Here is a 9,929-nt window from a genome sequence, read left to right on the forward strand (position 1 = left end):
ATGCAGGCCCCACCGGGCCGACCGGAGACGCAGGTCCCACTGGGCCGACCGGAGACGCAGGTCCCACTGGGCCGACAGGCGCAGATGGCCCCACGGGCCCGATAGGTGCAGATGGCCCCACGGGTCCGACCGGAGATGCAGGTCCCACTGGGCCGACCGGAGATGCAGGCCCCACTGGGCCGACCGGAGATGCAGGTCCCACTGGGCCGACCGGAGATGCAGGCCCCACGGGTCCGACCGGAGATGCAGGTCCCACTGGGCCGACAGGCGCAGATGGCCCCACCGGTCCGACCGGAGATGCAGGGCCCACCGGACCGACCGGAGACGCAGGCCCTACTGGTCCGACCGGCGATGCAGGTCCCACGGGTCCGACAGGTGCAGATGGCCCCACCGGACCGACCGGCGATGTTGACCCGGTTTTATTAGGAAAACAAACTGCCTTTTTATTAGCGGCCTGTTAAACCGCTTCGGATTGGGTATTGATTTCAATGTATTCCATTACTCGGCGTAGTTGGTCGGCAACCTTAAACTTTACGCTTATATTGCCATTCTCATGTACCTTGATATGGTCTACAAGTTCAATCAAAACTTCTCTTGTCAGCTTGTCGATAGTTTTAAACTTCTTAAATACTACTAAGCAAGGGCTTTCGGCGGTAATGCCGTTTTGCAGTTCCTCACGCTCTGCGTGGAGGTTTTTCAAAACTTCGCCTAAAGCGGCTATTTGCCGTTCGTAATCTTCGCTCATGTGACGGTAATCGCTGTGAGTGATTTCTCCGTCTTTCCAATCCTGATAAATGGATTGCTTGTAACGCATGATTTTGGAGCGTTCTTTTTCTTTGGCTTCTATCAGAGCTTCAATCCTTATGGACTGGCTTTTTTGAAGCGGTGCGGTGCTGATGTATTCTAAAGTGTTGGCATAGTGTACCGCAAGATATACCTGCTGTTGAATGGCATACAGGACAGCCGCTTCCAGTCGGTTATGCTTGATGGAATGTTTGGTACAAGCCGTTTTTGACTGGTCTTTGTAGGTGCGGCAGAAATAGTATACGGTTCCTTTTACTTGACTACGGCTCATAGCCTTGCCACAATCAGCACAACGGAGAAAGCCGCTGAACAGATAGAGCTTCTTTTTCTGCGGAGCGGTGCGGGTGTCCCGCTTTAGCAACTCCTGCACTTTTTCAAAGATAGGCCGTTCTATGATTGGCTCATGGGTATTCTCCACAATGTACCATTCATTTTCGGGAACCTGTTCCTGCGTATGTATCTTGTAGCTTTTCACACGCTGGCGGCCCTGTACCATATCCCCGATATAAAGGCGATTTTTCAAAATGTCACTTATCGTCTTTGCGCCCCATAATGGTCTTTCTGAACCGCTTGGATTTTGGTAGTTTAAGCCTTTGCTTTTCTTGTATTCGGACGGACACAAAATGCCACGTTCATTAAGATTTCGTACTATGGCGTTTTTGCTCATACCGTCCAAAAACCATTCGTAAATGTTTTTTACAACCTCGGCGGCTTCATCATCAACGATTAAAGCATTTTTGTCCTTTGGGTTCTTCATGTACCCATAAGCGGCAAAGCCACCGATAAACTCACCATTGCGCCGCTTCATATCAAAAACCTGCCGTATCTTCTTTGAAGTCTGATAACAGAAGTTGTCATTGATAACATTGGTAATCGGCACAATGAGATTGGAAATGCTGTCCGGGTTCAAGTAGCTGTCAATACCCTCTGCCAAGCTGATAAACCGTACATTCATCTGCACAAACAGATTTTCAATCAAGCTCCCTGCGTCCGTGTAGTTACGGGATAGACGGGAAAGGTCTTTGACGATAACACAGTTTACCTTTTTGGCATATATGTCGGAAAGCAGTTTTTGAAAGCTGTCCCGGTTGGTGTCCGTTCCGGTGTACCCATCGTCCACATAAGGCGGTTCAACGCTTTCAAATTCGTCTATGTGCTGTTGGTAGTAATCATCAAGCAAAGCCTTTTGATTGGTAACGCTGTTGCTGTCGTCCTTATCCTTGCCACGGTTTATGTCCTCTTTGGATAAACGGATATATTCACCAAGCTTCCAGCGGACTATTTGAGAAGTGGTTGCTTTTTCCTCGAAGCCCCTGTTTTTTGTGCGTGCCATGTGTCCTCCTTCCTATCACATTACACTTATATTATACCATTTCAGCATAATGTGAACAATGTTGTCACGGCCTGTAAACTGGCTTTACAGGCCGCTTTTCTTGCGTTTGAGGAAGTCAGCAAACACATCTTGCAATGGGGGAGCGTTCTCTGGAAATTCCAGTTTTACGCCCATATCGCCCACACGAAAACAATAGGGATTTTTAACCGCCGCAATGACTTTTGCCGCACGTTGTTCCTGCGGCACAGTCGTATCAAAGGTAAAGCCGCTAACATCAACTAAATCCTCTTTGTTTACCGATTCTATGTCTACGCTTGCCAACTCTGAAATTGGAATACGTTTCTTCAATCACAATCGCCCCCTCCTTTCCATGTATATGAAATGCTCTGATTGTCCTATGAGGAAACACAAACAGCCACCACCTTATCATCAAAAGTGATGGCTGTTAATCTTTCCTCACACTTCGGGCCAAGTTGTCCCGAAGTTCACATTTTCATTTATTATCACAGTGGAGAATACCGCACCGCTGTAAGTTGGCTTGTCGTTAGACAGAAAGAAGCGGCGCGGTACTCCCTTTATATAAAAAACGATAACCCGGACGGGCGGTGGCACCGCCCTCATGGGAATTTCACCCCGCCCCATGCTGATGGCGCGACGGTCAATGCTGTGAAGCGTTCAAACCGTAAGTATCATTGTATCAATCAAAAGATTATCGCCGGGCAGATTGCCATATCTGCCTTGTCATAGTAGGTAGGAATCGCTCACGCTCCGCTTGGTCTTTCCCCCTTTCAACGGGCGGTCTTGGCGTACCCTATGGCTTGGCTCCCTTTTGATTGAACGTATCCGGGTTATCGGTATTCAGTTGTCAAAGAACAATAGATGGAGAAAAAACTCCTTCTAATAGTCATGTGATTTAAAAGAAAAATTCGGAGGGTAAATTAGTTTTTTTAAAAAATTTTTCCATGCTTTTTAATCCCCTTTCAATAGATTCTCTGATTGCTTTTTCGTTAATGTTTTCAGCCCTCGCAATATCGGATTTACTCATTCCGAGTATGTAATGGGCATAAATCCGTTTTCCCTGCTTGTCCGGTAGGGAAGCAATTGCAGATCGCAGCTGTTCCGCTGTGATTTTGCGTTCGTAAATCTCACAGGGAGAAAGGGATACTAAAAGAATATCCTTTTCGATTCCATCGTCAGCGTCCAGCGAATAGTGGGCTTTGTTATAGAAGCGGCGGCGAATATAATTCCTTTCTAAGCGCTCTGCTTCCAGCAAAGCGTCCTTGATTTCATCTGGTATCTCAACAAAAAGGTCTGAATTATAAAACGGGTAATAATCCCGCAGATTGATTTTAGCCATACGGCATTCCTCCATTTCGATTTTTTAGGGATTGGTGAATCGAAATGGGGAGGGGGAGAGCGGCATCGAGGCCAGACTTCGGGCCAACTTGTCCCGAAATGACAAGGCTTGTCCCCTATGTTTTCAATTAGAAAAGGGTACAAAAAAACACCTAAGCGCAAAATTACGCGATAGGTGTCGAATGAAAAATGGGCGCAGAAGCAGCCTGTTTTTTGATGTAAATTTTTATAAATATTTAGCCTTAGAAAATCAGCTATGCAAAACCGTCACTGTATGGTGACGGCTCCTCATGAACACAGAAAAGGGATTTCGAATACATTGGAAACCTCCTACTCTTAAACCGCCTATCTGAAAGGAAGTAATTAGCCTGTCCTTTCGCTAGTCCGCTTTTCAACAGGAGAACGGCGGCTTTGATTTTTGTTTATCAAAACCGCCGTTTGGCTACTTTATATTGTTTTGGGCAAAACTATTCAGCCGCCGCAACAACGGTTTTTTTTTATTTCCGTTGGGGGCGGTTATCATTACATTTTTACTGGTCATATAGAACTATTTGCTATAACTGCTTTTTATTGAATACAACTATAGACATCATTAATAATGCAACCGACATAAAAGCCGAAACAATAAGTGGTATCGTGAAATAGGAAATTGCCACCGCTCCTGAAAGCAAATCAATATTTTTTGATACTAAGATGACTGGACTAAATCCTGCGGTTTGCTCTATCTGTTCCAACAGTCCCATAACCACCGTTACTACCAACAAAAAGAGAATACTGGTAAACGCTTGCCGAAACAGTACACAGCCAAACATGAGGATACATAGATACATTAACCCTGCAATCCATAGGGAAAAGGCTGCGAAAAAGACATTCGGCAGGGAAGCGCCAGGCCAAAAATAGGCTGTATAACCATAGGTAATACCAAAGGAGAGCCAATAACTAACGGTTAAAATGATCGCAGCAGCGGAAAACTTTGACAGCACTACAGCCGGACGTGACAATCCTTTTGTCAACATGATGGTGAGCGTGCCTTTAGCATATTCACCTGACAAACAACTGCTGAAAAGGATAATTGTTAAACTAAAGCCAAGTGAAGAAACATTTTTATAGAACTGCGTCCATGAATCTAATGCGGTAGGATTTTCAAATGCTTCTGCAAGATTCGGCATAAGGGCTTCCATGAGCTGTGGTGTAAATTTTGCGAGCAATGGACTCATCAAACCAAATATTAAGAAAATGGCGAGCATAATAAGCAGTCTGTAGTTTCGAGTATTTTCTATAAGTTCCTTTTTCAAAAACGCAATAAATCCTCTCACATTACCACCTCCAAGAACAGGTTTTCAAGGGACGACTCCATAATTTCCATTTTTGCTGGACACAATCCGGTCTCTGCAAGTGCAGAAATAACAATACGCTGAATATGGACGATATCTTTACCCTGCAAAATGATTTCTGTCCCACTTTCTTCCGTGTGAGGAAGCAGTGGCTTTATTGTCGCAAAAGCTTTAAATTGACTAACTTCTGACTTTTGGGAAAAATCTAGCAAAAGGCGGTCTTTACCGTGCATGGTTTTAATCTCGGAAAGTGTCCCGCTGATAGCGATGTTACCATTGTGCAGCACTGCGACACGGTCACAAATACGCTCTACGTCCGATAAAATATGCGTTGAAAAAATCACGGTCGTTGTGCCTTTGATTTCTTGAAGAATATCAAGTATTTCTTTTCGCCCGACAGGATCGAGGGCACTTGTGGGCTCATCACAAATAAGTAGCTTCGGGCGTGACAACAAGGCTTGCGCAATTCCAAGCCGTTGTTTCATGCCACGGGAAAATCCACCTATGCGTTTTTTAACACCATTAAGCCCCACAAGGGATAAAAGTTCATCAATTCGAGCTTTGGTATCCGATTTGGACAGCCCTGCAATTTCGCTGCAAAGAGCAAGATATTCAAGTGGCTTCATATAATTGTAAAATTCGGGGACATCAGGCAAATACCCAATATGATTATTGGTTTTTGTCTGTCCGTAGCTCACGTTTTCACCACAAACTCTAATCTCTCCACTATCGGCTTCCAGTAGTCCCAACGCCATTTTCATGGTTGTTGTTTTACCCGCACCATTTTGCCCGATAAATCCTAAAACAGCACCTTCCGGTACAGAAAGGTCAAGATTATCTATGACTTTTTGAGTACCAAAACTTTTTGATAATCCCTTTATGGAAAGTACATCTTTCATTGATCTTCCCCCTTTCCAAAGACAAAATAGATAATCGGGCCGAAAATATTAACGAGCATTACGACGAACGCCCACATGATTTTATTTCCAAAACGGTAATGTGGGTGCCTCAACACATGAATGAGCGCAATCAAGCCAAAAGCGACTTGAACAATAATAAACGGGATTAAGATTGGCAAATTATCCAATAAAATATCCATTAAACAAACCTCCTTATGGTTTTATAGTGTTTTTTGTTTGGGCTTTGATATCAACGCAACATGGATTCATAGCTTATCTTTTGAAACGAGCCATTCATTAAAATCCATGCAATCGCCGCCAGCAGTGCGCCTAAGCCCAATAGAATCCAAATGTTTATAAGGATAAGCCCTATAAATTGCCCAGCGACTAAAAAGATTACCGGTAAAACCAGAAGTGCGCTTCGCTGCTGGGATTCTTCCATGGTTTGTGCCTTGGCAGAGCCACGTACAATCAACGTAATTGAGATTAGGGACACAGCAGGCGAAAGAAGTAATAAAACCACAAGCCAACTGATATTTGGCAGTAGCAGACTACCTGTTGTCAGGAATATTTCAATCTGTGTCACAAGCGTCATAATGATGAAAGACAGGACGGAAACCAGTTCACTCATGATAAATGAAGATAGTATTTTTGCTCTAAATATTTGTTTTAGAGAAAGCGGACAATAAAGAAGCGTTTCCAGTGTTCGCTTTTCTTTCTCACCTACGAAAGAACTTGCCGCCATAATTGATGCAGCCATAATGGGGATTATGATAAAGAAAACTGGCATAATGTTGTTTAAGAGCAGCGATATAATCGTAGCTTTCATATTATCCGGCTGAACATCTGTCGGCAACATACGGAGCATTGCATCAAAATCTCTCAAATCATTCGGCATAAAATGGAGCAGCATAATGAAAATTGAGGGCATAACAACGGTCAGCGCTATGGGAACACTTATCATTGCTACGAGCAACTGCTTGTTGGCAGTAATGCCTCGAATATCCTTTCCAATTAAAGCGGATTGCATTGTATTCATATTATCTAACCTCCTTTTGCTCTTCCCGTTTCTCAATCAAAGAAAAGTATATTTCTTCCAACGACAATTTGTTTGCTGTCACTGAATAGATATTACCGCCAGCATCCACAATGCTCTTTACAATCGGTGGAATTTCCTCTTCCGTCTGCACATTGATTTCTGCCCACTGTCCGTCAATTTTCATAAAAGCTATTTTTTCCGGAAAGCAATTTGACTTAATATGAACGTTTAGACCGGAGAAAACCCTACTGCGCAAAGCATCAAGGCTGCCTACTGCAAGCAGTGCTCCATCATCAATTAGCCCGTATGAGGAGCAGACCTCCTGAGCATAGCGCAGTTGATGCGTACATAAGAAAACGGTGGTTCCTTTTTCGCTAGCTAATTCTTTGATCATACTGTTCACACTTTGCGCACTCTCAGGATCTAAGCCGGAAGTAGGCTCATCCAAAAATAGTATTTTGGGTGTATGGATCATTGCCCTTGCTAATGAAAGGCGCTGGCGCATACCAGTAGAATATGTGGTGAGCTTTTTGTCTTTAGCGGTAGTAAGCTCCAATCGCTCTAGTAAAGCGAGAGCTCGCTTACGGCTTTCTTCCTTTGAAAGTCCAAATAAGGTGCCATAAAACATAAGATTTTCCTGCCCGGTCAGATTTCCATACATCTGCGCATGCTCCGTAACCACACCAGAGATAGTGTGAACTTTCTCTGGACTGGTCAAAGAATCTATGCCAAAAACATGGCAGGAGCCTTCTGATGGAGATATCATCCCATTTAAAAGTTTGACTGAAGTAGTCTTACCGGCCCCATTGGGGCCCAAAAACCCGAACACTTCACCTTGCTCTAACTCAAAGCTGACATTGTCCAAAGCCTTTTTTCCACCAGAGTATATTTTAGTAAGACCATCTGCAATAATTGCCTTCATGCATTTCCCTCCTCTTTATTGCCAAAATGACTATATCCGATGATAGTTAAATCACTATCATCGTGATTATATTATCACAATGATAATATAATGTCAAGAAGAAAGCTCCCCTTGCTGCATGTGCAATAAAAGGAGCTTTGAAAAACTTATTTACTATAATTTTCAGGCGGTGAAACAATCAAGCCCAAAGTTCGTAATTTTCTGTCTGGAGTGGGCTGATTCTTATAAAGACGCTGAACGATTTCTGCGTATTCGACCATTGCGGACGCCAATTCTTCATCGTTTGCATAGATAGGCGCAAGAGAAAAACCAGAATGATCTTTTGCAATGTTGACGTTGGGATTCTTGGTGTATTCTTGAAACTGTTTGATAAAGCCAAAAACATACTGCATAAACATTTGCATATAAGCATTTCCTGCGTTTTCACCGACCAGCTCCTGCCCACTGGAGTTAAATTCAACAGCTGCTGCATAGGTTTTCTCCATTGTGCCTCTTACTTGATTTTCTTCGACTACTTTCAAAATGCCGTCATTTGTCATACGTTTCAAGTAGCGGTACAGGGTTGCCTGTGGGATATCGGTATATATTTCCGCAAGTTGTTTAGCAGTTGCTTTTCCGGCAGAATATATTTCTAATAACAGTTTGCATTTTATTGGGTGTGTAAAGCAATCCATAACTTTTTGTTCCATGACGTTTCCTCCTAACAGCTTATGAAAATATTATCACTTTGATAATAGAAAGTCAAATCTTTATATTTTTCGTTGCAATTATAAAATAGCACAGCATTTATTTTCTGAGAATATTCACGGCTTAGAAACAGGTTTATCCGAAGTTATATACGCTACATATATCTGCAAGAATCTCCATACGAATTTCCTCTATTTTGCTTTACCAATATAATTTATTACATCCTATGCGTATATATTTTTGATTGCCATGCACAAAAAATATCATAAGGATAACTTAAACGAAAAAGCTTGTATTCGGATTTTTGTCGATGGCTATAATGTGTATTATCAGGGCAATTTCAACTTTTCACTAACCGGCAAGCAGGGCTGGTGTATATACACCAGCACGTTTTGAGGATTTTCCCTTGCGGGAAATCCTCAAAACTACTTGTTGGGGAGTGCCTTCCCCAAACCCTGCGACTTCGGGCCAATTTGGCCCGAAGTCGGTGCGTTGCACCTCATGTTGCGTCATATCGCTATCGCTCCATTTCCTTGTTTTTCTGCCCGTCCGTCAAGCCGAGCAGATGGTCTATATTGCTTTTCACCGTTATAATTTCCTGCATATCCTTTTTGGCTTCCCTGTACTCCCGGTAAGCCTTTTTCTTTTCAGAAGCCAACTGCTGAAACTCCGCTATGAGCGTATCCATCTTGGGGAGCTTCGCACCGTTCAAAAGCCTATCCATAGTAGCCCTTGCCGCTCGGTAGGCGGCAATATCCGCTTCATGCTCCGCAAGGTATTTCTTGATGTACTTCGCCGCCTTGTACTCCTCAAACACGGGCCGGGTCTTGGCGTAATCTACAACCGCCGCTTTTAATTCCGTATTGGTACGCATGGCGGTTTCAGTGGATTTTATGCTGTCGGAAAGCCTATGAAAACGGTCTGCTGCCTGTGCAGCCTTTTGCTCCAAATCAGCATAATCCATCAAGCTGTTTTCCTGCAAATACTGTAACGCCGCAGCCATTTGCTTAAGGTTATATATCTTGGCCCACTGTTCATAAGCTGGGCCTTTCCCGGCTTTCATACGAGACTGAGTATCTACAATTAAATTGACCTTACGCCGTTCCACAGGAGCGGCCCGGCCCTCAATCGCCGACTGAATATCCTCCAAGTCGTAGCCCTTGCCAAGCGTAGAAGCCCGAAGCTGTGTAAAGCGTTCCTGTCCCTTATTGCGAAAGCTGATCCCGCCGCCCCGCCTGTGCTTAACCTCAAAGCCAGCCAACCCCATTGCCTGTAAAAAGCTGTCCATACCGGGTGGCTTTTCTGCAAGGCAAATATCAATCTGCGCCTTTAAGCGTTCCCTAAAGGTAGGTGGCTTGTTGTCGCTCTGCCATTCGCCGTAGTGCTTAAACTTACCCTTACTTTTCAACTTGGGGTTGGCGATATAAGAAAGGCCGTTTTCAAGGCAGATACGGTCAGAGAGCCGCCGCACCGCACGGGCCGAGCCGAGAAAATCTCGAAACTTCCTTGTGCAATCGAGGGTAGTGGAATTGTAGTAGATATGCACATGGGGGTG

10 protein-coding genes are annotated in these 9,929 nt (G+C 44.0%); all 10 read right to left on the reverse strand.

The annotated features are described in order from the left end of the window. Positions 1-457: 457 nt before the first annotated feature. Positions 458-2,137 carry a recombinase family protein gene (locus RTK01_RS09050; RefSeq protein WP_312280667.1) on the reverse strand — a complete coding sequence of 560 codons (1,680 nt, stop codon included), beginning with the start codon at positions 2,135-2,137 and terminating at the stop codon, positions 458-460. Between the two features lie 84 nt (positions 2,138-2,221). Then, positions 2,222-2,485, reverse strand: a complete 264-nt coding sequence (locus RTK01_RS09055; protein ID WP_312280668.1) for a DUF6870 family protein — start codon at positions 2,483-2,485, stop codon at positions 2,222-2,224. Between the two features lie 565 nt (positions 2,486-3,050). Continuing rightward, positions 3,051-3,494 carry a sigma factor-like helix-turn-helix DNA-binding protein gene (locus RTK01_RS09060; RefSeq protein WP_312280669.1) on the reverse strand — a complete coding sequence of 148 codons (444 nt, stop codon included), beginning with the start codon at positions 3,492-3,494 and terminating at the stop codon, positions 3,051-3,053. Positions 3,495-4,047: 553 nt separating this feature from the next. Next, positions 4,048-4,809: an ABC transporter permease subunit gene (locus tag RTK01_RS09065; RefSeq protein ID WP_312280670.1), complete on the reverse strand. Its 762-nt coding sequence runs from the start codon at positions 4,807-4,809 to the stop codon at positions 4,048-4,050. Then, entirely contained in the window at positions 4,806-5,726 is a 921-nt protein-coding gene (locus RTK01_RS09070) for an ABC transporter ATP-binding protein (RefSeq protein WP_312280671.1), read from the reverse strand. Before RTK01_RS09070 ends, RTK01_RS09065 begins: the two co-directional genes overlap by 4 nt. After that, positions 5,723-5,926 (reverse strand): PLD nuclease N-terminal domain-containing protein, encoded by a 204-nt coding sequence (locus tag RTK01_RS09075; protein ID WP_312280672.1) that lies wholly within the window; start codon positions 5,924-5,926, stop codon positions 5,723-5,725. The genes RTK01_RS09070 and RTK01_RS09075 overlap by 4 nt, the downstream gene beginning before the upstream one ends. Positions 5,927-5,976: 50 nt before the next feature. After that, complete coding sequence (locus tag RTK01_RS09080) at positions 5,977-6,765, reverse strand: ABC transporter permease subunit (protein WP_312280673.1); 789 nt, start codon at positions 6,763-6,765, stop codon at positions 5,977-5,979. Between the two features lies 1 nt (position 6,766). Next, positions 6,767-7,687 carry an ABC transporter ATP-binding protein gene (locus RTK01_RS09085; RefSeq protein WP_312280674.1) on the reverse strand — a complete coding sequence of 307 codons (921 nt, stop codon included), beginning with the start codon at positions 7,685-7,687 and terminating at the stop codon, positions 6,767-6,769. A 146-nt stretch (positions 7,688-7,833) separates the two neighbouring features. Next, positions 7,834-8,376: a hypothetical protein gene (locus RTK01_RS09090; RefSeq protein WP_312280675.1), complete on the reverse strand. Its 543-nt coding sequence runs from the start codon at positions 8,374-8,376 to the stop codon at positions 7,834-7,836. A 515-nt stretch (positions 8,377-8,891) separates the two neighbouring features. After that, the coding region (locus tag RTK01_RS09095; protein ID WP_312280676.1) for a relaxase/mobilization nuclease domain-containing protein at positions 8,892-9,929 on the reverse strand (1,038 nt) is incomplete at its 5' end.

It is taken from the genome of Oscillibacter sp. (assembly GCF_031978065.1).
Lineage (GTDB): Bacteria > Bacillota > Clostridia > Oscillospirales > Oscillospiraceae > Oscillibacter.